Source organism: Pseudomonas sp. Ost2 (genome assembly GCF_018326065.1).
In the GTDB taxonomy this organism is placed as follows: domain Bacteria; phylum Pseudomonadota; class Gammaproteobacteria; order Pseudomonadales; family Pseudomonadaceae; genus Aquipseudomonas; species Aquipseudomonas gingeri.
Genome location: NZ_AP021904.1, coordinates 455937 through 480300, shown reverse-complemented (window position 1 = coordinate 480300; position 24364 = coordinate 455937). Strand labels below are relative to the sequence as shown.

The 24364-nt window shown below is 63.3% G+C and carries 20 protein-coding genes; 9 read left to right on the top strand and 11 right to left on the bottom strand.

Annotated features, from left to right (window positions below; translation table 11 throughout):
- Positions 1-236: 236 nt before the first annotated feature.
- The 8 genes from KI243_RS02130 to KI243_RS02095 all read right to left on the bottom strand — a co-directional run bounded on the left by KI243_RS02130 (position 237) and on the right by KI243_RS02095 (position 8483).
- Positions 237-1835 (bottom strand): AAA family ATPase, encoded by a 1599-nt coding sequence (locus KI243_RS02130; protein WP_212810394.1) that lies wholly within the window; start codon positions 1833-1835, stop codon positions 237-239.
- Between the two features lie 10 nt (positions 1836-1845).
- A complete protein-coding gene (aroB, locus tag KI243_RS02125; protein WP_017126909.1) occupies positions 1846-2946 on the bottom strand; it encodes a 3-dehydroquinate synthase in 1101 nt (366 codons plus the stop codon).
- A 149-nt stretch (positions 2947-3095) separates the two neighbouring features.
- Positions 3096-3614, bottom strand: a complete 519-nt coding sequence (gene aroK, locus KI243_RS02120) for a shikimate kinase AroK (RefSeq protein ID WP_042935610.1) — start codon at positions 3612-3614, stop codon at positions 3096-3098.
- Positions 3615-3618: 4 nt separating this feature from the next.
- On the bottom strand, positions 3619-5697 hold the full coding sequence (pilQ, locus tag KI243_RS02115; RefSeq protein ID WP_178990542.1) for a type IV pilus secretin PilQ: 2079 nt from the start codon (positions 5695-5697) through the stop codon (positions 3619-3621).
- A gap of 11 nt (positions 5698-5708) precedes the next feature.
- Positions 5709-6236, bottom strand: coding sequence for a pilus assembly protein PilP (locus KI243_RS02110; protein ID WP_042935612.1), 528 nt, complete (start codon positions 6234-6236; stop codon positions 5709-5711).
- The gene (gene pilO, locus KI243_RS02105) at positions 6233-6856 is read right to left on the bottom strand and encodes a type 4a pilus biogenesis protein PilO (RefSeq protein ID WP_017126913.1); all 624 of its coding nucleotides are present in this window, start codon (positions 6854-6856) and stop codon (positions 6233-6235) included. The genes KI243_RS02110 and pilO overlap by 4 nt, the downstream gene beginning before the upstream one ends.
- Positions 6853-7419 (bottom strand): PilN domain-containing protein, encoded by a 567-nt coding sequence (locus tag KI243_RS02100; protein WP_178990540.1) that lies wholly within the window; start codon positions 7417-7419, stop codon positions 6853-6855. The genes pilO and KI243_RS02100 overlap by 4 nt, the downstream gene beginning before the upstream one ends.
- Positions 7419-8483 (bottom strand): pilus assembly protein PilM, encoded by a 1065-nt coding sequence (locus KI243_RS02095; protein WP_017126915.1) that lies wholly within the window; start codon positions 8481-8483, stop codon positions 7419-7421. The genes KI243_RS02100 and KI243_RS02095 overlap by 1 nt, the downstream gene beginning before the upstream one ends.
- Before the next feature lie 203 nt (positions 8484-8686).
- On the opposite strand from KI243_RS02095, the gene KI243_RS02090 reads away from it, so the two are divergent.
- Positions 8687-11122, top strand: a complete 2436-nt coding sequence (locus KI243_RS02090) for a penicillin-binding protein 1A (RefSeq protein WP_178990538.1) — start codon at positions 8687-8689, stop codon at positions 11120-11122.
- A 92-nt stretch (positions 11123-11214) separates the two neighbouring features.
- Here KI243_RS02090 and KI243_RS02085 read toward each other — a convergent pair whose 3' ends face one another.
- From KI243_RS02085 to rpmE, 3 genes are all read right to left on the bottom strand, one after another.
- Complete coding sequence (locus KI243_RS02085; RefSeq protein WP_017126917.1) at positions 11215-12483, bottom strand: malic enzyme-like NAD(P)-binding protein; 1269 nt, start codon at positions 12481-12483, stop codon at positions 11215-11217.
- A gap of 183 nt (positions 12484-12666) precedes the next feature.
- The gene (locus KI243_RS02080) at positions 12667-13455 is read right to left on the bottom strand and encodes a thermonuclease family protein (RefSeq protein ID WP_212810393.1); all 789 of its coding nucleotides are present in this window, start codon (positions 13453-13455) and stop codon (positions 12667-12669) included.
- 49 nt (positions 13456-13504) lie between these two features.
- Positions 13505-13723: a 50S ribosomal protein L31 gene (gene rpmE, locus KI243_RS02075; protein ID WP_007925855.1), complete on the bottom strand. Its 219-nt coding sequence runs from the start codon at positions 13721-13723 to the stop codon at positions 13505-13507.
- Between the two features lie 164 nt (positions 13724-13887).
- On the opposite strand from rpmE, the gene KI243_RS02070 reads away from it, so the two are divergent.
- From KI243_RS02070 to phaZ, 8 genes are all read left to right on the top strand, one after another.
- On the top strand, positions 13888-16107 hold the full coding sequence (locus tag KI243_RS02070; RefSeq protein ID WP_103032940.1) for a primosomal protein N': 2220 nt from the start codon (positions 13888-13890) through the stop codon (positions 16105-16107).
- Between the two features lie 224 nt (positions 16108-16331).
- Positions 16332-18068, top strand: coding sequence for an arginine--tRNA ligase (gene argS, locus KI243_RS02065; protein WP_103032939.1), 1737 nt, complete (start codon positions 16332-16334; stop codon positions 18066-18068).
- A gap of 1 nt (position 18069) precedes the next feature.
- Positions 18070-18780 (top strand): SPOR domain-containing protein, encoded by a 711-nt coding sequence (locus KI243_RS02060; protein WP_177083501.1) that lies wholly within the window; start codon positions 18070-18072, stop codon positions 18778-18780.
- Positions 18781-18955: 175 nt separating this feature from the next.
- Positions 18956-19486 (top strand): ATP-dependent protease subunit HslV, encoded by a 531-nt coding sequence (gene hslV / locus KI243_RS02055; RefSeq protein ID WP_042935626.1) that lies wholly within the window; start codon positions 18956-18958, stop codon positions 19484-19486.
- Between the two features lie 56 nt (positions 19487-19542).
- Complete coding sequence (hslU, locus tag KI243_RS02050; RefSeq protein ID WP_212810392.1) at positions 19543-20880, top strand: ATP-dependent protease ATPase subunit HslU; 1338 nt, start codon at positions 19543-19545, stop codon at positions 20878-20880.
- Positions 20881-20989: 109 nt separating this feature from the next.
- The gene (locus KI243_RS02045) at positions 20990-21370 is read left to right on the top strand and encodes a DUF971 domain-containing protein (RefSeq protein WP_017126923.1); all 381 of its coding nucleotides are present in this window, start codon (positions 20990-20992) and stop codon (positions 21368-21370) included.
- Positions 21371-21612: 242 nt separating this feature from the next.
- Positions 21613-23292 carry a class II poly(R)-hydroxyalkanoic acid synthase gene (gene phaC / locus KI243_RS02040; protein WP_017126924.1) on the top strand — a complete coding sequence of 560 codons (1680 nt, stop codon included), beginning with the start codon at positions 21613-21615 and terminating at the stop codon, positions 23290-23292.
- Positions 23293-23443: 151 nt separating this feature from the next.
- A complete protein-coding gene (phaZ, locus tag KI243_RS02035) occupies positions 23444-24301 on the top strand; it encodes a poly(3-hydroxyalkanoate) depolymerase (RefSeq protein ID WP_103032937.1) in 858 nt (285 codons plus the stop codon).
- The last annotated feature ends 63 nt before the right edge of the window (positions 24302-24364 follow it).

Sequence of the window (24364 nt, the reverse complement as noted above, 5' to 3'; positions counted from 1 at the left end):
TGTACACACCGACACAGACGCTCACAAATTTAGCGACGAAATGTCGCAAATCTATGTCGCATTTATGAAAGGTTTAAAGCGATATCTCGTGCTAGTCAAAACATTTTTGAATTCTGACCGCTACGACTCAAATCTACCGTGACGCAGACACCACAAGGCACGCAGCTTTGAAGCTGCGCGCTCAGGTGGAAATTTTGAGGTGCCGGGAGGGCGGCCTGGGTAAGGCCGCCGAATCATCAGCGAGTTGTGGCGAGGTCCTGTTGGACGCTGGCGACAGTGCGAGGCCAAGGTTTACCAGCCTGAACCTTCGCTGGCAAGGCCTTGATAGCAGTAACCGCTGCATCGCGGCTCGGGAAGCTGCCATAAGTGATCACGTAGAGTGGCTTGCCGTTGAGCACTTTCTTGAAATAACGGTACTCGCCGCCCTGCTCCTTGACGAAGTTCTGGGCCGTGGCTTCCGAACTGGTGCCGAGGATCTGCACCACGTAGTGGCTCGGCGCCTGGCCGGCGTACCAGCTGCCACCGGCGGCAGGCTTGGCTGCCGCTGCGGGCTTCTCGACCGGCTTCTCGACCTTGGCCACCGGCTTGGCGGGAACCGGGACCGGGGTTTGCGCGGGCTTGGCAACCGGTGCCGCCGGCTTGGCCGTGGCGACTTGGGCCGGAGCCTGGGTAGGACGTGCCGGAGTCGGGCCGGCAGGCACGCCCAGCGGTGGCGCAGTGGTGGTCACGGTCGGCGGCTGGGCAACACCACCGTCAACCGCTGGTGCACCGCCATCATCGCCTTCGCTCATGCCACCCGCGGCTTCCGCGAGCGGACCGCGCATCACCGGCTGCGACTGGCCGACCAACGGCAGTGGCATCGGTTGCGAATTACCGGCGAACTCGACCGCCGGACCACCCGTGGCATTCGGCTTCGGTGTCTGCCCCAGCGGCAACTGGGCCTGCTCGCTGGCTGGCGCGCCAGCGGTCACCGGCGCCTTGCTGCGGCCGGAACTCATCCAGGCCGCGGCGATAGCGACCACCACCACCCCAGACAATGCCAACACGTATTTCTTCGACATCTTGAACCCCATACTTGGTCGCTTGACCGCGGAGCGGCTGGCAATCATGGCTTCGATCATGGCGTCACGAGCGACCTGGTTGATGTTGCCAGGCCAGCCCTCGGCGCTTTCGTGAATCTCAGTGATCTGCTCAGCGGAAAAAAGTTCGATTCCCTGGCCCGCGCCTTCAAGACGCTGGGCCAGGTATTCGCGTGTCTCTTCTTCGGTGTACGGCTGCAGTTCGATCACGTGGAAGCGCTCTTCCTCCGTGCCCTGCTGCTCCAGCCCGGCAATCATCGACGACTCGCCGAACAGGAAGACATGCGGACGGCCTTCCGGCGCGCCTGCAGCCAGTGCCAGCAAGGCTTCGATCGCGGAATCGTCCAGTTGTTCGGCGTCGTCCACCAGCAGGTAGACTTCCTGGCCGGTCAGCGCCAATTGCACCACCTGTGCCAGGATCGAACCGATATCGGCCTGAGCCACATTCAGCGCCTGGGCGATCTGGCGCAGCACACCCGCCGCGTCGCCGGCGCCACGGGCCGACACCACCACGCTCTGCACCGACTGCTTGTTGGTGCTCGCCACCAGTGCCTGGCGCAGCAGGGTCTTGCCGCTGCCCTGCGGGCCGGTCACCACCAGCAGCAACTGGCTGTAGCGGGCCAGGTGATGCAACTGCCCCAGCACCGGTTTGCGCTGGGCCGGGAAGAACTTGAAGCCAGGCACCCGTGGAGCAAAAGGGTCGTGACTCAACTGATAATGGCCGAGGAAAGCCTCGTCGGCATGCAAACTAGTCATCGGAATCTTATCAACCTTTAAGCTGAGCCAGGGCGCGGTAGTCCGCCCCCAGCGTGGCCTGTAGAACCTCTTTCGGATAATCGTCGGTCACCACGGCTTCGCCCATGCGGCGCAACAACACCAGACGTAAACGACCGTCGATCACTTTCTTGTCAATTGCCATGTGTTCGAGAAAATCGGCCTCGGTCATCTCCTCCGGAGGAATGACCGGCAATCCCGCGCGCTGGAACAGGCGGATACCGCGATCGCGTTCGGCGTCGGTGATCCAGCCCAGGCGCGCGGACATCTCCAGCGCCATCACCGTCCCCGCCGCCACGGCCTCACCATGCAGCCAGACACCGTAGCCCATATGGGTTTCGATGGCATGGCCAAAGGTATGCCCGAGGTTGAGGGTGGCGCGCACCCCGGACTCGCGCTCATCGGCACCGACCACGGCCGCCTTGGCCGCGCAGGAACGCTCGATGGCCTCGGTCAGGGCTGCCTGGTCGAGGCCGCGCAAGGCGTCGACGTGCTCTTCCAGCCAGGTCAGGAAAGGCTCGTCGCAGATCAGGCCGTACTTGATGACTTCGGCCAGGCCCGCCGACAGCTCGCGGGCGGGCAGTGTGTTGAGGGTCGCGGTATCGATCAGCACCACATTGGGCTGATAGAAGGCACCGACCATGTTCTTGCCCAGCGGATGGTTGATGCCGGTCTTGCCGCCCACCGACGAATCGACCTGAGACAACAAGGTAGTCGGAACCTGGATAAAGTCCACTCCGCGCTGATAACAGGCGGCGGCAAAACCGGCCATGTCGCCGATAACGCCGCCGCCCAGGGCGATGACCGTGGTCCGGCGATCGTGGCGGGCGCTCAGCAGGCCGTCGAAAATCAGCTGCAGGGTTTCCCAGGTCTTGAAGGCCTCGCCGTCGGGCAGTACCACCGAGATCACCGAGTAGCCCGCCAGGCTGCGGGTCAGGCGTTCGAGATAGAGCGGTGCGACGGTTGCATTGGAGATGATTGCGACTTGCCGACCGGCAATGTGCGGCGTCAGTAGCTCAGGCTTGTCCAGCAGCCCTTCGCCAATATGAATCGGGTAGCTACGCTCGCCAAGATCGACCTTAAGTGTCTGCATGTGTCCCCACAGTGAAGATGGACGCGGGCGTCCAGTCTCAGGATTAACGATTGTTGGCGGCGTCCGTTTCCGGCGCCCCCCAATGGCCTTGAGCCATGACCGACACCGAGCATGGCGGGCGTCGAGGATAGCGCATTTCGCCCTGCGCTTTAACGGGGAGGCAGCTGCTGCAAGCGTTCAAGAATATCCAGTACCACCATGCGCGGCGGCCGTTCATCGGTTTCCACCACCAGATCGGCGATTTCCCGATAAAGCGGATCACGGATCGCCAGCAGGTCCCGCAGCGTTTTTGCCGGGTCGGCGGTACGCAACAGCGGACGGTTGCGATCGCGCGCGGTACGCCCCACCTGCTGCTCCACCGAAGCATGCAGATAGACCACCCGCCCACCGGCATGCAGGGCCTGGCGATTTTCATCGCGCATGACCGCACCGCCGCCCGTGGCCAGGACCACACCGTCGGCTGCGCACAGCTCGGCAATCATCGCCTGCTCGCGATCGCGAAAGCCCGGTTCGCCTTCCTTATCGAAGATCCACGGGATATTGGCGCCCGTGCGCAGTTCAATTTCCTTATCGGAATCTTTGAAAGGCAGGCGCAGCTCTTTGGCCAGCAAGCGGCCTATGGTGCTCTTTCCAGCCCCCATAGGCCCAACAAGAATCAAATTTCGCACAGAATCAACGACTCACAGCAATCGCCTGGTTATTCATGATACGCGGAGTCAGGAATACCAGCAGCTCGGATTTTGCTTCCGAGACAATGTCTCGGCGGAAAAGGCGGCCAACATACGGCACATCGCCAAGAAATGGCACCTTCTCTTCGGTTTTGCTCTGAGTATTGGAGAACACGCCACCGATCACCACGGTTTCACCGTCGTTGACCAGTACCTTGGCGTTGACTTCGTTCTTCTTGATCGGCGGTACGTTGTTGAGCACGTTCTGGTAGTCCGGCTCATCCTTGGTGACCTTCACTTCCATGATGATGCGGTTGTCCGGGGTGATCTGCGGCGTGACCTCGAGGGACAGCGACGCTTCCTTGAAGGACACCGAGGTGGCCCCGCTGGAGCTGGACTCCTGGTACGGAATCTCCGTGCCCTTGAGGATCTTCGCGGTCTCCTTGTCGGAGGTGACCACCTTGGGCTGCGACACGACTTCACCGTTACCGGTCTTCTCCATCGCGCTCAGTTCGAGGTCGAGGATCGTGTTGTCGGTCACGAAGCCGATGCCGATACCGGAGGTCGCCGTGGTGGCCCCCAGGTCGACGAACGGTGTACTGGCGCTCTGGCCGGTCAGCTTCGACAGGGTCGGCGAACCGCCGCTGCCCTTCCAGTTGCCGCCGGAAATGCTGCCACCCCAACGGGCGCCCAGTTGCTTGTCATAACCGACGTTGGCTTCGACGATGCGCGCCTCGATCATCACCTGGCGCACCGGGATATCCAGTTGCGCCACGATCCGCCGCAGCTCGTCGAGGCGGTCCTGGGTCTGGTAGGCAATGATGTTGTTGGTGCGGTCATCCACGGTGATCGAACCCCGCTCGTCACCCTTGGCCTCGGCGCTGGTCACCGACTGGAACAGCTTGGCGATGTCCGCCGCCTTCGCGTAGTTGACCTGCAGCAGCTCGCGGCGCAGCGGGGCCAGTTCGGCGATCTGCTTCTGCGACTCCAGCTCCTGACGCTCACGCGCCGCGATCTCGTCCGCCGGCGCCACCAGCAGGACGTTGCCGATCTTGCGCTTGTCCAGGCCCTTGGTCTTGAGCACCAGGTCCAGCGCCTGGTCCCACGGCACGTTCTGCAGGCGCAGGGTAATCCCGCCCTGCACCGTGTCGCTGGCCACCAGGTTCAGGTTGGTGAAGTCGGCGATCAGTTGCAGCACCGAACGCACATCGATGTCCTGGAAGTTCAGCGAGAGCTTTTCGCCGCTGTAGACAAAACGCTCGGCATTACGCCGCTGCAGGTCGTCGACGGTCAGCGGACGGACACTGATGGTCAGCTTGTTGTCGGTCTGGTACGTCGAGTAGTCGAAGGCCCCGCTCGGCTCGATGGAAATGCTCGCCCGGTCGGCGGACGCCGTGGCATTGACGAATTGCACCGGCGTGGCGAAATCCTTCACGTCCAGGCGCACACGCAGGGGGTCGGGCAGTTGGGTGCGAGGGAACTCCACGCTGATCTTGCCGCCTTTTTCCTGGATATCCGGGCTGATGGACGGGTCGGAGAGCTCGATGACCACATTGCCTTCGCCCTGCTCGCCGCGCTGGAAGTCGATATTGCGAATGGCCTTGCCCGCCGGTACGTACGGCTTGGGCGCCGCACGCGCGGGTTGCGCCACCGCGGCAGCCACCGGCCGGGCCGCACTGGCCTGGCCCGGCACGGCGGCTGCCGCGCCCTGGCCGACCACCACGAACAGGTTGTTACCCTCGATACGGGTGCTGTAGGGCACCAGCTTGGTCAGGTTGATGATCAGCCGGGTACGATCCTTGGCTTCCACCACGGTCACGCTGCGTGCATTGCCCACGCCCAGGTCACGGGTCCTGGTCGCCAACTGGCTGGTCACCCCGGTCAGGTCCAGGGCAATCCGCGCCGGCTGATCGGTGGTATAGCCATGGGGCGCGGCGGGGGCGCTGTCGAAGGCGAGCCTGAGCTCAACCCGATCTCCCGGCAGCGCCGCCACGTCGAGGGTCTTGAGGTTGGCGGCCAGCACCATCGGCGACACCAGCGCCATCCATAGCGAAATGCCGAAGGTGGAAATAATCCTGTTCATATCGAGTTCCACTATGAGTGCTCTTTCAAAGGGATGGTGCGCGGCCGTTCCAGCCAGGTGCCTTCACCGTCCGGAACGATTTCGATCACCTCGACCTGGGAGTCGGTGATGGCCACGATCCGGCCCTCGTTGCGCCCCAGGTAATCACCCACTTTCAAACGATGGACGCCACCGGCCCCGCGCAACAGGGCGTAGGTACCGCTGGCATTGGAAAGCGTGCCGACCATCTCGAACTGCTCGATATTGAAGCCTTCGAGAAACTGCTTGGTCCGGTTCGGATCCGGCTTGACCTCGTGGGAACCTTTCTGGCGGTTCACCAGGTCGATCTTGACCGGCGGCTGGAACGGACTGCGCAGCGACGAGGCGTTGTAGGTGAACGCCTCGTAGGAAATGAACTTCGGTGTCGGTTCGATATTGCCGGCCGGACGCGCGCGTACTTCACGCATGTAGGCGTCCAGGTCACTGAAGTCATTGCTGTTGCCACAGCCGGCCAGCAGCACCGCGACCATCGCTACGCACAACCCACGCAAGCCGCTCATTTCTGCAGCCCCTTGTCGTTGTAGCGATAGGTCTTGGCGAGAATGCTCATGCGCAGCTTGTTGCCATTGTTCGCGGCGACCGGCTTGATCTCGAAATCGTGCAGGGTGACGATTCGCGGCAAGCTGGCCACGCCACTGACAAAGGTCGCCAGGTCATGGTAGGCGCCGGTCACGGTGATCTGGATCGGCAGCTCGATATAGAACTGCTGCGCCACCTCGGGCAACAGCTTGATCTCTTCGAACTCCAGTCCGCTGCCAAGCCCGGTCCGGGTGATGTCTTCCAGCAGCCCGGGCACCTCGGTATCGCTGGGCAGTTGCTTGAGCAGCGCGCCGAAGGACGCCTCCATGTCGAGCATCTGCTGGGTGTAGGCTTCCAGGTTCGCCGCCAGGTGCGCCTTGGTCGCGAACTGCTCCTTCAAGGTGACTTCCGTGGCCCGCTGCTGATCCAGCTGGTCGGTCAGGTCCTTGATATAGAAGTTGTAGCCCAGCGTCAGCACCAGCACGGCGACGATGACGCCACAGGCGCCCTTGACCGCCGCGGGCCAGGAGCCGATGTTCTGCATGTCGAGATCGGCGAGGTCGATCTTGCGCAGGTTTTCCAGCCATTCGGAAACATTCATTTGCCAGCCCCCGGAACCGGTGGCTGGGTCTGGCGCACGCTCAGCTGGAACACGTTCGCCTGGTCGACCGCGCCGGCCGTCGTCGCCTTGACCTCGGTCAGGCTCGGCGCCTCGAGCCAGTCGGAAGCGTCGAGGTTGCGCATCAGGTCCGAGACCCGGTTGTTGGACTCCGCCGCGCCGGTAAGCGCAATGGTCTTGCCGGTCATCTTCACTTCAGTGAAATACACGCCATCAGGCAGGGTTCGCGCCAGCTGATCGAAGATCCGCCCGCTGATCGGCCGGTTGCCTTGCAGGTCCTGGATGATTTTCATCCGCTCGATCAATTGCTGGCGACGCGCCTTGAGTTCGCTGATCTGCTTGATGCGCGCATCGAGCTGGGCGATCTCCTTGTTCATGTAGGCATTGCGCGCGGTCTGGTGATCGATGGAATTGCTGATGTACTGGTCAGTCATCAGGACCAGGCCGACAGCCGCCACCAGCACACCGACCAGGGCCGTCAGGAAGCGCTTGCGCCGTTCTTCACGCAGTTGCTCGCGCCAGGGGAGAAGGTTGATCCGCGCCATCAGTCGAAACTCCTCAACGCCAGACCGCAGGCGATCATCAGGGCCGGCGCGTCACTGGCCAGGGCCCCGGCATTGACCTTGCTGCTCAACGCCATGTCGGCGAAAGGGTTGGCCACCAGGGTCGGCGTACCGAGCCGCTGCTGGATCAGGTGATCGAGGCCGGCAATCGAGGCGGTGCCACCGGCAAGCAGGATGTAGTCGACATCGTTGTACTGGCCCGAGGCGAAGAAGAACTGCAGGGAACGCGACACCTGCTGGACCACGGCATCCTTGAAGGGCTGCAGGACCTCGGCGACATAGTCGTCGGGCAGGCCGCCCTGCTTCTTCGCCAGGCCCGCCTCTTCGTTGGACAGGCCGTAGCGCCGCTGGATTTCCTCGGTGAGCTGGCGACCGCCGAACAATTGTTCGCGGGTGTAGATGATCCGGCCGTTGTGCAGGACGCTGAGGGTGGTCATGGTCGCGCCGATGTCGACCACCGCCACCGTCAAGCGGTCGTGATCGCTGGCCAGCTGTGCCGCGAGCAGGCCAAAGGAGCGCTCCAGGGCATAGGCCTCGACATCCACCACCTTGGCATCGAGCCCGGCCAGGGCCAGGGCCGCCTCGCGCACCTCGACGTTTTCTTTCCGACAGGCGGCCAGCAGTACTTCGACGCGCTCGGGATTGCGCGCCGAATAACCCTGGACTTCAAAGTCGATGGCCACTTCTTCGAGGGGATAGGGAATGTACTGGTCGGCTTCTATCTTCAGTTGGCTTTCCATGTCGTCATCGGAAAGCCCGGCATCCATCTCGATGGTCTTGGTGATCACCGCGGAACCGGCCACGGCGACCGCGACGTGGCGCGCGCTGGTCTTGGCCTTGAGCAGCACCCGTGCCAGGGCCTGCCCGACGCCTTCGAGCTCGGCGATGTTCTTCTCGACCACGGCGTTAGGCGGCAGCGGTTCCACGGCGTAGGACTCGACCCGATATCGATTGCCTGAACGGCTCAATTCGAGGAGTTTTACCGAGGTGGAACTGATGTCGATCCCCAGGAGCGAATGCGCTTTTTTGCCAAAGAGTCCAAGCACTACCGATTCCCTATTACTATCCGCGACTTACGGACCCTTTATGATAATGGGCATTTAATAGCAGTCTTGACATAAGCGCAAATGACGCTCAACACCAAAAAATGCTTATAATGCCCACGTTTTTCTCCGAGCCGTCGAACCAGCGCTTGCTGTGAATTTAGCCTGACGCCTAACCCATTCTTTTATCTGGAAATCCACAAGCCTTGATTCGTCTGCTGAAGTTTTTCGGGTGGTCTTTCGTCGCCGTGTTCTGCGGCCTGTTGCTCGTCCTGAGCGGTGCATTTCTCTATCTTAGTCCGGGCTTGCCGTCCGTGGAGACGCTGAGAAGCATCCAGTTGCAGATTCCGCTCCGGGTCTACACCAGCGATGGCAAGCTGATCGCCGAATTCGGCGAGATGCGCCGTTCACCCATTCGCTTCGCCGACATCCCACCGAATTTCATCAATGCCCTGCTCAGCGCCGAAGACGACAACTTCGCCAACCACTACGGCGTCGACCCCAGCAGCCTGATGCGTGCCGCGACCCAGTTGGTCAAGAGCGGGCACATCCAGTCCGGCGGCAGTACCATCACCATGCAGGTGGCGAAAAACTTCTTCCTGTCCAGCGAGCGTAGCTTCTCGCGCAAGACCAACGAGATTCTTCTTGCCCTGCAGATCGAACGCCAGCTGACCAAGGATGAAATCCTCGAGCTGTACGTGAACAAGATCTACCTGGGCAACCGCGCCTACGGTATCGAAGCCGCATCACAGGTGTATTACGGTAAATCGATCCGGGACATCACCCTGGCCCAGATGGCGATGATCGCCGGCCTGCCCAAGGCTCCGTCGCGCTTCAACCCGCTGGCCAACCCGGTCCGCGCCAAGGAGCGTCGCGACTGGATCCTGGGACGCATGTACAAGCTCGGCAAGATCGACGAAGCCGCCTACCAGGCCGCCATCGTCGAGCCGATCAACGCCAGCTACCACGTGCCGACGCCGGAAGTGAACGCGCCGTACATCGCCGAAATGGCCCGCGCCGAAATGGTCGGCCGCTATGGCAGCGAGGCCTACACCGAAGGTTTCCGCGTCACCACCACGGTGCCCAGCAACCTCCAGGAACTGGCCAACCATGCCGTCCAGGAAGGCCTGATCACCTATGACCAGCGCCACGGCTACCGTGGCCCCGAGTCGCGCCTGCCGGGCAAGACCCGCGACGCCTGGATCGCGGAGCTGGGCAAGCAGCGCCCCATCAGCGGCCTGGAACCGGCGATCGTCACCCAGGTGGACAAGAACATGCTGCACGTCCTGACCCGCAACGGTCCGGAACTCGTCGCCTGGGACAGCATGAAATGGGCGCGTCCGTACCTCAACACCAACAGCCTGGGTGCGGCACCGAAGCAGCCGTCCGATGTCGCCCAGGTCGGCGACCTGATCCGCGTCCAGCGCCAGGCCGACAACAGCCTGAAATTCAGCCAGATGCCGGCAGCCCAGAGCGCGCTGGTCTCCCTTGACCCGCAAAACGGCGCGATTCGCGCCCTGGTCGGTGGCTTCGCCTTCGAGCAGAGCAACTACAACCGCGCCATGCAGGCCAAGCGCCAGCCGGGATCGAGCTTCAAGCCGTTCATCTACAGCGCGGCGCTGGACAACGGCTACACCCCGGCCAGCCTGGTCAACGATGCCCCGATCGTGTTCGTCGACGAGTACCTGGACAAGGTCTGGCGGCCGAAGAACGACACCAACACCTTCCTCGGCCCGATCCGCATGCGCGAGGCGCTGTACAAGTCGCGCAACCTGGTCTCGATTCGCCTGCTGCAAAGCCTGGGCGTCGACAAGACCATCGACTACATCGCCAAGTTCGGCTTCAACAAGCAGGACCTGCCACGCAACCTGTCCCTGGCCCTGGGTACCGCGACCCTGACGCCGATGGAAATCGCCACCGGCTGGAGCACCTTCGCCAATGGCGGCTACAAGATCACGCCGTACCTGATCGACAAGATCGAAAGCCGCAACGGCGATACCCTGTTCGTCGCCAACCCGCCAAGCGTACCGACCGGCGAAGCGGCCAGCAGCGGCATCGCGGCACCGAGCCAGCCGACGTTTACCGTCAACAGCACCGGCGAGGCACCTGCTCCCGCGGCCCAGGCTCCGGCCGTCGCCGAACGCATCATCGACGGGCGCACCACCTACATCCTCAACAGCATGCTCGAGGACGTGATCAAGCTCGGCACCGGCCGTCGCGCCCTGGCCCTGGGCCGCAGCGACCTGGCGGGCAAGACCGGTACCACCAACGAATCCAAGGACGCCTGGTTCACCGGCTACAACGCCGACTACATCACCACCGTCTGGACCGGCTTCGACCAGCCCGAGAGCCTCGGTCGCCGCGAGTTCGGCGGCACGGTGGCACTGCCGATCTGGATGGACTACATGGGCGCGGCGCTCAAGGGCATGCCGCCGCACACCCAGGCGGAGCCGGAAGGCATCCTCAGCCTGCGGGTCGATCCGGTCAGCGGCCGCGCGGCCACACCGGGCACGCCCAATGCCTACTTCGAGCTGTTCAAGAGCGAAGACACGCCGCCATCGGTCAATGAGCTGGGCAATGGCGGCAGCGCCCCGGGCAGCCCGCTGCCGGCGGACGAGGCGGCACCGATCGACCTGTTCTGATCCTGCCGGGCGGCTCACCACCGCCCGAACGCCACCCACAAAAAAGCCCCGGTTCTCTCGAGCCGGGGCTTTTTGTTTGACGCTACGACGGCTTAGCCGTTGAACACGTCATCCACGCTTTTCAGCGGGTAGTTCTTCGGATACGGCAGGGTCGCCACACCGGTCTCGATCGCGGCCTTGGCCACGGCGTCGGAGATCAAGGTGATCAGACGGGCATCCATCGGCTTCGGAATGATGTATTCACGACCGAATTCCAGCTTGATGCCGCCGTAGGCGTCGCACACTTCCTGAGGCACCGGCAGCTTGGCCAGTTCACGCAGGGCGTTGGCCGCGGCCACTTTCATTTCCTCGTTGATGCGCTTGGCGCGAACGTCCAGGGCACCACGGAAGATGAACGGGAAGCCCAGGACGTTGTTGACCTGGTTCGGGTAGTCCGAACGGCCGGTGGCCATGATCACGTCGCTACGGGTGGCGTGGGCCAGCTCCGGGGAGATTTCCGGATCCGGGTTCGAGCAGGCGAACACGATCGGGTTGGCCGCCATGGACAGCAGGCCTTCGGCGTCCAGCAGGTTCGGACCGGACAGGCCGACGAACACGTCAGCGCCCTTCAGGGCGTCAGCCAGGCTGCGCTTGTCGGTCGCGTGGGCGAATACCGCCTTGTACTGGTTCAGGTCGTCACGGCCGGCGTGGATCACGCCAGTACGGTCAACCATGAAGATGTTCTCGATCTTGGCGCCCATGCTCACCAGCAATTTCATGCAGGAGATGGCGGCGGCACCGGCGCCCAGGCAGACGATCTTCGCTTCAGGCAGGGTTTTGCCAGCGATTTCCAGGGCGTTGATCATGCCGGCGGCGGTCACGATCGCGGTACCGTGCTGGTCATCGTGGAACACCGGGATATCGCACTGCTCGATCAGGGCACGTTCGATCTCGAAGCACTCAGGTGCCTTGATGTCTTCCAGGTTGATGCCACCGAAGGTGATGGAGATACGCTTGACGGTGTCGATGAAGGCTTGCGGGCTTTCCGAGTCGACTTCGATGTCGAACACGTCGATACCGGCGAAACGCTTGAACAGCACGCCCTTGCCTTCCATTACCGGCTTGGAGGCCAATGGGCCGAGGTTACCCAGGCCGAGAATCGCGGTGCCATCGGAAATGACTGCAACCAGGTTGCCCTTGCCAGTGTACTTGTAGGCCAGCTCAGGATCGCGGGCGATTTCACGCACTGGTTCGGCGACGCCAGGGCTGTAGGCCAGCGACAGGTCGCGGGCGGTGGCAGTGGCTTTGGTGAGCTCGACGCTCAGCTTCCCCGGACGAGGATTGGCGTGATATTCGAGAGCGGCAGTTTTCAAATCTGACATGTGGGCATTCCGCTTTTTACTGTGGGACTGACGGACCGCCGAGGATACGCGTGTCGCAAAGTCCTCACAAGACTGACCAGTCACAGGTGTCAAGGGCCGCACCCTACGACTTTGGCCCAAGAGCCGCGTAACACAAGGGCCAAACTGTTCACAATCGACAATAAAAATGTCTACAATTTTTTCTCAACGGGCTACCTGAAGCATTCCGGGATGATTCAGCGATAACAACCAGCGCGCACCCCGCTGGCGCGGCGCGCCTCGACCACCACGCTCGACCAGCCAGCCACGGGCCTCGATCTGCCTGCCCTTGAGCGCCTCGAGCGAGACGGAGTCGAATCGCTCCAGCCGATCGGGTGCGACATGCAGTACAACTGCCCCCTGCAATTCGATCCATAACCCGCCACGATTGCGTCGGATATTGCTCACACGCCCCTTGAGCAGGGCAAAACCGGGCTTCCTGATCTGATCCGCCTTCAGTACAGAGGGACGTTTCCACAGCCCAAGCCCGAGCTGCCGGGCCTGGCGCTCGGCGAGCTGCTGGCATTCGAACAAATCGTCGTCGGGCGCGACGGCCACCTGGTAAGCCAAGCCCTCGGCGAGCAGCCGCGCTTCGAGATTCATGCCGTCGCGACCATACAGATGCGCCAGGATGCGGCCATAGCGGTCGCGGCGCTCGCGACCTGCCACCCACCCGACCTGGCTGCCGCTTTCCTTCACCAGGCCCTGGAGACGCTGGCGGGCCGCCTCGGCAAAGGGTTCGGCGGCCCGCCCCTTGCGCCCCAGTTCCGGTGCATTGATGCCGACCAGGCGCACGCTACGACCATCTTTCAGACGCACGGTGTCACCGTCGATGACCCGCTGTACCTCGACCCGCGCAGCGCCTGGCACTGCAGGACAGAACGCCTGAGCCTGCGCCTGCCAAATCGCGCCCATAAAAAAAGCGCCCACAAGGAGCGCCTTTTTTTGCAGCATGAAGCTCTCAGCGTGGAGCAGCCCAGCAGGCCGTCCAGGAAAAAGAGCCTTAGGCCTTCTTCGCACCGAATGCACCGAAACGATCGGCGAACTTCTGAACGCGGCCGCCGGTGTCCAGGGTCTTCTGCTTACCGGTGTAGAACGGGTGGCACTCGTTGCACACGTCGATTGCCAGTGGCTTGGCGAAAGTCGAACGGGTTTCGAACTTGTTGCCGCAGCTGCAAGTAACGGCAACTGCTGGGTATTCTGGATGGATATCAGCTTTCATGGGGACTTCCTCGGCTAGCGTGCCGCCGCCCAACACTATTGTTGAACACCGCACGTAATTTGGCCGGCGATAATACCAGCCCTGCAAAATGAAGCAAGCTGTCACGCACACCGGCCGTCTGCTAGGCTCCCGCCCTTCTTCATTACACCACCCGAGAAAACCGCGTGCCCGACGCCATTCTGCGCCTTGCCCTGCCTTCCCCCCTGCGCCGCCTGTTCGATTACCGCGCGCCCCAGGGCGTGCTGCGCAGTGAGTTGCATCCCGGCATGCGCCTGCGGGTGCCGTTCGGCCGCCGGGAAATGATCGGCATCCTGGTGGAAGTCACCGACCACAGCGAAGTGCCGGTGGAAAAGCTCAAGCCGGCGCTGGCCCTGCTCGATGCCACGCCCCCGCTGCCGCCCGCGCTGTTCAAGCTGTGCCTGTGGACGGCCCAGTATTACCAGCACAGCCTCGGCGACACCCTGAGCTGGGCCCTGCCGGTGCTGCTGCGCCAGGGCGAACCGGCCGAGGCGCGCCAGGAACGGTTCTGGTCGATCGCACCCGGCGCCAGGCTCGACGACCCGCGCATCGCCCGCGCACCGCGCCAGCGCGAAGCCCTGGCCACGCTGGCCCAGCACCCACACGGCGTCGCTCATCAGCTACTGAGCAAACTGATGCTGAGCAAGGACAGCCTCGACCTGTTGCTGGCCAAGGACCTGGTGCAGGTGGAGATCCGCCGCCATGCCCCCGGCGAGCGCCACGAACACTGGCTGGCGCAACCGGAGCTGCCGCTCAATGACGAACAACGCGCCGCCTGCACGGCGATCCGCGCCGGCTTCGACAGTTTCCACGCCTTTCTCCTGGCCGGCGTCACCGGCAGCGGCAAGACCGAGGTCTACCTGCAACTGATCCGCGAAACCCTCGAAGCCGGCAAACAGGCCCTGGTGCTGATCCCCGAGATCAACCTCGGCCCCCAGACCCTGGCGCGCTTCGAACAACGCTTCAACGCGCGGATCGCCCTGCTGCACTCGGCGGTCAATGATCGCGAGCGCCTGGATGCCTGGCTCGCGGCACGGGACGGCGAGGCCGATATCATCATCGGCACCCGCTCGGCGCTGTTCACGCCGATGAAGAATCCCGGGCTGATCATCATCGATGAAGAGCACGACGGCTCCTATAAGCAGCAGGAAGGCCTGCGCTATCACGCCCGCGACCTGGCGCTGGTGCGCGCCCGGCAGGAAAACATCCCGATCGTCCTGGGCTCGGCCACCCCGTCCCTGGAAAGCCTGCACAACGCCTATATCGGTCGCTACGGCCTGCTGCGCCTGAACGAGCGGGCCGGCGGCGCCAGGCAGCCGCGCTTTTTGCGCCTGGACGTGAAAAGTCGCCCGCTGGACAGCGGCATTTCCGGACCGATGCAGCAAGCCATCGGCCAGACCCTGGCGGCAGGCCAGCAAGTCCTGGTGTTTCTCAACCGCCGCGGCTTCGCCCCGACCCTGCTGTGCCACGATTGCGGCTGGATGTCCGAGTGCGAGCGCTGCGATGCGCGCATGACGGTGCACCAGCGTTATGGCGAACTGCGCTGCCACCACTGCGGCCATGTTGAACGCGTCCCGCGCAACTGCCCGCAATGCGGCAAGGTCGACCTGCGCCCGGTGGGCGCCGGCACCGAGCGCGCCGAAGAGCGGCTGGGCATCCTGTTCCCCGATTACCCGGTACTGCGGGTCGACCGTGACAGCACCTCGCGCAAGGACGCGATGAACCAGCTCTTCGCGACGATCCAGAAAGGCCAGCCCTGCATCCTGGTGGGCACGCAGATGCTTGCCAAGGGGCACCACTTCCCGCGGGTGACCCTGGTTTCGATCCTCGATGCCGATGGCGGGCTGTTTTCCGGCGATTTCCGCGCCAGCGAGCGCATGGCGCAACTGATCGTCCAGGTGGCCGGCCGGGCCGGACGCGCGGAGGAGCCGGGCAAGGTCATTATCCAGACCCACCTGGCGGACCATCCGCTGTTGATCCAGCTCACCGAGCAGGGTTACTTCGCCTTTGCCGAACAGGCCTTGAGCGAGCGCCGCGCCGCCGGCCTGCCACCCTTCGCCCACCTGGCACTGCTGCGCGCCGAAGCCCATAAGCCCGGGCAGGCCGAAGGTTTCCTCGATGAAGCCTGCAGCGAGGCCGAACGCCTGCTGGCGGACATGAGCCTGGGCGGCATCGAGCTGCTGGGGCCGGTGCCGGCGCCGATGGAGCGCCGGGCCGGACGCTATCGGGCGCAATTGCTGCTGCAGGCCAATGCCCGGGCGCCGCTGCACCGCTTGCTGAGCAGTTGGCTGCTGGCGCTGGAACAGATGCCCAGCGGACGCCAGGTGCGCTGGTCGCTGGATGTCGATCCGGTGGACTTGTACTGAACGGGATGGCCTCTTCGCGGGCAAGCCCGCTGCCACAGGTCAGGCTTGAGTATAAATCTTGTGTATGACACGAATTTGTGGGAGCGGGCTTGCCCGCGAAGGGAGGCCTGCGTACCACCACAAGTCCGCAACCGGTTGGCAAGCTCGCCCTGGCAACGGATAATGCCCAGTTTTTCCACCTGCGCATCGAAGCGCCGCCGCGCTTGCGGTCGAAAGAGAAGACCATGAAAGACACCATTCGCCAGCTGATCCAGCAAGCCCTCACCCAACTCGTCAACGAAGGTGTGTTGCCTGATGGCCTGACGCCGGCGATCCAGGTCGAAAATACCCGGGACAAGACCCACGGCGACTTCGCCAGCAACATCGCCATGATGCTGGCCAAACCCGCCGGCCTGAAGCCGCGCGACCTGGCGGAAAAGCTGATCGCCGCACTGCCGGCCGATGAAAACGTCAGCAAGGCGGAAATCGCCGGCCCGGGCTTCATCAACTTCTTCCAGAACACCCAGGCCCTGGCCGCGCGCCTCGATGCCGCACTGGCCGACGCCAGTGTCGGCGTGCGCAAGGCCGGCCCGGCGCAGCGCACCGTGGTCGACCTGTCGGCACCCAACCTCGCCAAGGAAATGCACGTCGGCCACCTGCGTTCGACCATCATCGGCGATGGCGTGGCGCGGGTCCTGGAGTTCCTCGGCGACACCGTGATCCGCCAGAACCACGTCGGCGACTGGGGCACCCAGTTCGGCATGCTGATGGCCTACCTGCAGGAAAACCCGATCACCAGCGACGAGCTGTCGGACCTGGAGAACTTCTACCGTGCCGCCAAGCAGCGCTTCGACGAGTCCAGCGAGTTCGCCGACCGCGCCCGTGGCCTGGTGGTCAAGCTGCAGGCCGGTGATGCGGATTGCCTGGCGCTGTGGACCCGCTTCAAGGACATCTCGCTGTCCCACTGCCAGAAAATCTACGAACTGCTCAACGTCAAGCTGACCATGGCCGATGTCATGGGCGAAAGCGCCTACAACGATGACCTGGTCAACGTGGTCAACGACCTCAAGGCCAAGGGCATGCTGGTCGAGAGCAACGGCGCCCAGTGCGTGTTCCTCGACGAGTTCAAGAACGCCGACGGCGAGCCACTGCCGGTGATCATCGTCAAGGCCGACGGCGGCTATCTCTACGCCACCACCGACCTGGCCGCCGTGCGCTACCGCAGCAATGTGCTGAAGGCCGACCGCGCGCTGTATTTCGTCGACCAGCGCCAGGCCCTGCACTTCCAGCAAGTGTTCGCCGTGGCACGCAAGGCCGGCTTCGTGGGCCATCCGATGGAAATGGAGCACATGGGCTTCGGCACCATGAACGGCGCCGACGGCCGGCCGTTCAAGACCCGCGACGGCGGCACCGTGAAGCTGATCGACCTGCTGACCGAAGCCCGCGAGCGCGCCTACAACCTGGTCAGGGAAAAGAACCCGGATCTGCCGGAGAACGACCTGCGCGACATCGCCAGGGTCGTCGGGATCGGCGCGGTGAAGTACGCCGACCTGTCCAAACACCGCACCAGCGACTACAGCTTCAACTTCGACCTGATGCTCAACTTCGAAGGCAACACCGCGCCGTACCTGCTGTACGCCTACACCCGAGTGGCCGGTGTGTTCCGCAAGCTGGGCAAGGACTTCAGCGAAGTCGACGGCCAGATCGTGCTCGAAGCCGCCCATGAGCAGGAACTGGCGGCCAGGCTGGCGCAATTCGGCGAAGTCCTCAACAGCGTCGCCGACAAAGGCACGCCGCACATCCTCTGCACCTACCTGTACGATGTCGCCGGCCTGTTCTCCAGCTTCTACGAGAACTGCCCGATCCTGACCGCCGATACCCCGGCGCGGATGCAGAGCCGCCTGCGTCTCGCCGCGCTGACCGGCCGCACCCTCAAGCAAGGCCTGGAGCTGCTGGGCCTGGAAACTCTGGAGCGTATGTAAGTTGGCTGCCAAGAAAAAACCCGCACCCAAACGTGGCGCCAGCCGTTACCAAGCTCCTGCGAAGAAGCCGATCCCGGGCTGGTTGTGGCTGGCCATCGGGCTGGGCGTGGGCGCCTTTATCGTGTTTCTGATGAAACTCGAGCCGGGCAAGGGCGATGACGTCAAGCGGGTCAAGCAGGAACAGCAGAAAGCGACCAAGATCGCCGAGGCCAACAAGACCCCGCCGAGCCCGACCCAGCCGGTGAAGCCGAAGTACGACTTCTACACCCTGCTGCCGGAGTCGGAAGTCATCGTGCCGCCGGAAGCCGTGCCGGAGAAGACCCTGCCGACGCCGCAGACCGTGCCGACGCCGACCACGCCGGTGACCCCGGCCGAAGCGGCCAAGATCGACACCGCGCGCGCCCAGGCGGCCCTGGCCGGGATCACCCCGCCACCGCCGCCACCCGTGGCCAAGCCGGCACCGGCCGCGGTGACGCAGTTCTTCCTGCAGGCTGGCTCGTTCCGCAAGGAAGCCGATGCCGACAAGGTCCGCGCGCAGATCATCCTGCTCGGCCAGGCGGTGTCGGTCGAGTCCGGCACCGTCAAGGAAGAGACCTGGTACCGGGTACTGGTCGGCCCGTTCAGCAACCGCGAACAATTGACCACCGCGCAGAAACAGCTGGCCGGCAGCGGTTTCAGCAACCTATTGTTACAACAGCGCCAGAGTCGCTGAAAGCCGAACCCGCGGGAGCCGACAAACCGGCTCCCGCGGTTGAATTGCACGACGAGATCCATCCCTCCTTCCTACACCATTCGTCCCTCCGCCCTACTTCCGGTTGAAAATCCCGGCACCATCCCCATATCAGTTTCCATCAGGCATTTTCGCCCCGCTGCGTGGAGACTCTCCCTTGACCACCATCGTTTCAGTTCGTCGCCACGGCAAAGTCGTCATGGGCGGCGACGGCCAGGTTTCCCTGGGCAACACCGTCATGAAGGGCAACGCGAAAAAAGTCCGTCGCCTCTACCATGGCCAGGTGCTCGCCGGTTTCGCCGGGGCCACCGCCGATGCCTTCACCCTGTTCGAGCGTTTTGAAGGCCAGCTGGAAAAACACCAGGGCCATCTGGTCCGGGCCGCCGTCGAACTGGCCAAGGAGTGGCGTACCGATCGCTCCCTGAGCCGCCTGGAAGCCATGCTGGCGGTCGCCAACAAGGACGCTTCGCTGATCATCACCGGCAACGGCGATGTCGTCGAACCGGAACACGGCCTGATCGCCATGGGCTCCGGCGGTGGCTATGCCCAGGCCGCGGCCAGCGCGCTGCTGAAGAAGACCGAACTGTCGGCCCGGGAAATCGTCGAGACCGCCCTCGGGATCGCCGGTGATATTTGCGTATTCACCAATCACAACTTCACTATTGAGGAGCAGGACCTCGCGGAATAAAGCAGTGCCAGACCTGTGTCTACGCTGATCACTACCGCTTGAGGACCCCACATATCATGTCCATGACTCCCCGCGAAATCGTCCACGAACTCAATCGCCATATCATCGGCCAGGACGATGCCAAGCGCGCCGTTGCCATTGCGCTGCGTAACCGCTGGCGCCGGATGCAGTTGCCCGAAGAGCTGCGCGTCGAAGTAACCCCCAAGAACATCCTGATGATCGGCCCGACCGGTGTCGGCAAGACCGAAATCGCCCGGCGCCTGGCCAAGCTGGCCAACGCCCCGTTCATCAAGGTCGAAGCGACCAAGTTCACCGAAGTCGGCTATGTCGGCCGTGATGTCGAATCGATCATCCGCGACCTGGCGGACGCCGCGATCAAGCTCCTGCGCGAGCAGGAGATCGTCAAGGTCCGCCACCGCGCCGAAGACGCCGCCGAGGAGCGCATTCTCGACGCCCTGCTGCCACCGGCACGCATGGGCTTCAATGAAGACGCCGCGCCGAGCCAGGACTCCAATACCCGCCAGCTGTTCCGCAAGCGCCTGCGTGAAGGCCAGCTGGATGACAAGGAGATTGAAATCGAGGTCGCGGAACACGCCGGCGTCGATATCTCCGCGCCACCGGGCATGGAGGAAATGACCAACCAGTTGCAGAGCCTGTTCGCCAACATGGGCAAGGGCAAGCGCAAGAACCGCAAGCTCAAGGTCAAGGAAGCGCTCAAGCTGGTCCGCGACGAAGAGGCCGGGCGCCTGGTCAACGACGAAGAGTTGAAGGCCAAGGCCCTGGAAGCGGTCGAGCAGCACGGCATCGTCTTCATCGACGAAATCGACAAGGTCGCCAAGCGCGGCAATGTCGGCGGCGCCGACATCTCCCGTGAAGGCGTGCAGCGCGACCTGCTGCCGCTGATCGAAGGCTGCACCGTCAACACCAAGCTGGGCATGGTCAAGACCGACCACATCCTGTTCATCGCTTCCGGCGCGTTCCACCTGAGCAAGCCGAGCGACCTGGTGCCGGAGCTGCAAGGCCGCCTGCCGATCCGTGTCGAACTCAAGGCCCTGAGCCCGGAAGATTTCGAGCGCATTCTCAGCGAGCCCCACGCCTCGCTGACCGAGCAGTATCGCGAACTGCTGAAAACCGAAGGCCTGAGCATCGAGTTCCAGCCCGACGGTATCAAGCGTCTCGCGGAAATCGCCTGGCAGGTCAACGAGAAGACCGAGAACATCGGTGCCCGTCGCCTGCATACCCTGCTCGAGCGCCTGCTGGAGGAAGTCTCGTTCAGCGCCGGCGACCTGGCGGGCGCCCAGGGTGCCGAGCCGATTCGCATCGACGCCGCCTACGTCAACAGCCACCTCGGTGAATTGGCGCAGAACGAAGACCTGTCGCGGTATATCCTCTAGGGAATACGCCGTTCCTTATGGGAACGCTGCTTTCATGGCCGAACACGGCCCCTGCAGGAGCCGGCTTGCCAGCTCCTCCAGGAGGCTCCTGCACACAGGTTAGCGTTCAATGAGCACCCCGATACCCACCGCCATCAACCTGCACAAGGCCTCGAAAACCCTGACCCTCAGCTACGGTCCGGGCGAGGAATACCACCTGCCCGCCGAGTTCCTGCGGGTGCACTCCCCCTCCGCCGAGGTCCAGGGCCACGGCAAGCCGATCCTGCAATTCGGCAAGCTCGGTGTCGGCCTGAGCAAGATCGAGCCCGCTGGCCAGTACGCCCTGAAACTGACCTTCGACGACGGTCATGACAGCGGACTGTTCACCTGGGACTACCTCTACCAGCTGGCCTGTCGTCAGGATGACTTGTGGGCCGATTATCTTGCCGAACTCAAGGCCGCCGGAAAATCCCGCGACCCATCCGAGTCGATCGTCCGCCTGATGCTCTAGAACGGGCATCTTGTCGTTTGGGGCGTATTTTCTAATTTGTTCTGATCCAATACCCGGCGGCAGGGCTGACGTTCGGTCCGCTTGCGAAAAAAATTAAACTCGGGTAACCAATGGAGCTGGCAAGTTCCGTGCATTTAACGATGCGCAATCAACCGGTCACCCGAGCAGCAGTACTTGGCATTCGTTGTGCCCAGTCGCACAGCCTTACCCGGTACTCGTCTCAGGACAATGGAGCGTCGTAGATGAGTGACAAGAATAGCGATGACCTCAAGCTTCAAGCCTCGGAAAACACCCTGGGCCTGAACCCCGTCGTCGGCTTGCGTAGAAAGGACCTTCTGACTTCTGCACGAATGGTATTGGCCCAAGCCATCAAGCAACCTATCCACAGCGTCAAGCACGTCGCCCATTTCGGCGTCGAACTGAAGAATGTGCTGCTCGGCAAATCGAGCCTGCAACCGGAAAGCGACGACCGTCGCTTCTGCGACCCGGCCTGGAGCCAGAACCCGCTCTACAAACGCTACCTGCAAACCTATCTGGCCTGGCGCAAGGAGCTCCATGACTGGATCGGTGACAGTTCACTCTCGCCCCAGGACATCAGCCGCGGGCACTTCGTCATCAACCTGATGACCGAGGCCATGGCGCCGACCAACACCGCGGCCAACCCGGCGGCGGTCAAGCGCTTCTTCGAGACCGGCGGCAAGAGCCTGCTCGACGGCCTGTCGAACCTGGCCAAGGACCTGGTGCACAACGGCGGCATGCCCAGCCAGGTGAACATGGGCGCCTTCGAGGTCGGCAAGAGCCTGGGCACCACAGAAGGCGCGGTGGTGTTTCGCAACGACGTGCTGGAACTGATCCAGTACGGGCCGATCACCGAACAGGTGCACGAGCGCCCGCTGCTGGTGGTGCCGCCGCAGATCAACAAGTTCTACGTCTTCGACCTCAGCCCGGACAAGAGCCTGGCGCGTTTCTGCCTGCGCAGCCACCAGCAGACCTTTATCGTCAGCTGGCGCAACCCGACCAAGGCCCAGCGCGAGTGGGGCCTGTCGACCTATATCGAGGCGCTGAAGGAAGCCGTCGACGTGGTCACCGCCATCACCGGCAGCAAGGACGTCAACATGCTCGGCGCCTGCTCCGGGGGCATCACCTGCACCGCCCTGCTCGGCCATTACGCCGCCCTCGGCGAGAAGAAGGTCAACTCCCTGACCCTGCTGGTCAGCGTGCTCGACACCACCCTCGACACCCAGGTGGCGCTGTTCGTCGACGAACAGACCCTGGAAGCCGCCAAGCGCCACTCCTACCAGGCCGGCGTGCTGGAGGGCAGCGACATGGCGAAAGTCTTCGCCTGGATGCGTCCCAACGACCTGATCTGGAACTACTGGGTCAACAACTACCTGCTCGGCAACGAGCCGCCGGTGTTCGATATCCTCTTCTGGAACAACGACACCACCCGCCTGCCGGCCGCGTTCCACGGCGACCTGATCGAGATGTTCAAGAACAACCCGCTGGTACGCGCCGATGCCCTGGAAGTGTGCGGCACGCCGATCGACCTGAAGAAAGTCACCGCCGACATCTTCTCCCTGGCCGGCACCAACGACCACATCACCCCCTGGAAGTCCTGCTACAAGTCGGCCCAGCTGTTCGGCGGCAAGGTCGAGTTCGTGCTCTCGAGCAGCGGGCACATCCAGAGCATCCTCAACCCGCCGGGCAATCCGAAGTCGCGCTACATGACCAGCGACGAGATGCCGGCCAAGGCCGAGGACTGGCAGGAAAACTCCACCAAGCACACCGACTCCTGGTGGCTGTACTGGCAGACCTGGCTGGCCGAGCGCTCGGGCAAGCTGAAGAAGTCGCCGACCAGCCTGGGTAGCAAGGCCTACCCATCGGCCGAGGCGGCACCGGGGACCTACGTGCACGAACGCTAGATCCATGTCCCTCCCGTGGGAGCCGGCTTGCTGGCGATAGCGGTGTGTCAGGCGGCGGACTCGCTGACCGACAGGCCGCAATCGCCAGCAACCCGGCTCCCACAAGAACAGCGTCGAAGCAGAAAACCGATCCGATCACAGGGCTTCAAGCATGCCGCAACCGTTCATCTTCCGAACCATCGACCTGGATGGCCAGACCATCCGTACTGCGGTTCGCCCCGGCAAGCCTCATCTGACGCCCTTGCTGATCTTCAACGGCATCGGCGCCAACCTGGAGCTGGTGTTTCCGTTCGTCCAGGCGCTGGACCCGGACCTGGAAGTGATTGCCTTCGACGTCCCTGGCGTCGGCGGCTCTTCCACGCCGAACCGCCCCTATCGCTTTCCCGGCCTGGCCAAGCTCAGTGCACGCATGCTCGATTACCTGGACTATGGCCAGGTCAACGCGGTCGGCGTGTCCTGGGGCGGCGCCCTGGCCCAGCAGTTCGCCTACGACTACCCGGAGCGCTGCAAGAAGCTGATCCTCGCCGCCACCGCCGCCGGCGCGTTCATGGTCCCGGGCAAGCCCAAGGTGCTGTGGAACATGGCCAGCCCGCGCCGCTACATCCAGCCGTCCCATGTCATTCGCATCGCCCCGACCATCTATGGCGGCGCGTTCCGGCGTGACCCGAACCTGGCCGCCGAACACGCCGCCAAGGTGCGCTCGGCGGGCAAGCTGGGCTACTACTGGCAACTGTTCGCCGGCCTCGGCTGGACCAGCATTCACTGGCTGCACAAGATCCACCAGCCGACCCTGGTGCTGGCCGGCGACGACGATCCGCTGATTCCGCTGATCAATATGCGCCTGCTGGCCTGGCGTATTCCCAATGCCCAGCTACACATAATCGATGATGGTCATTTATTCCTGATCACCCGGGCCGAAGCCGTGGCTCCCATCATCATGAAATTTCTCGAGGAAGAACGTCTGCGGGCGGTCATGCACCCGCAGCCGGCGCCCTTCAAGAGTACCTAGGGTCCGTACGGGACCTCGCCAAGCGGTGATCAGGCGAGCCTGCTTTCAACGCAGCATGGTCAG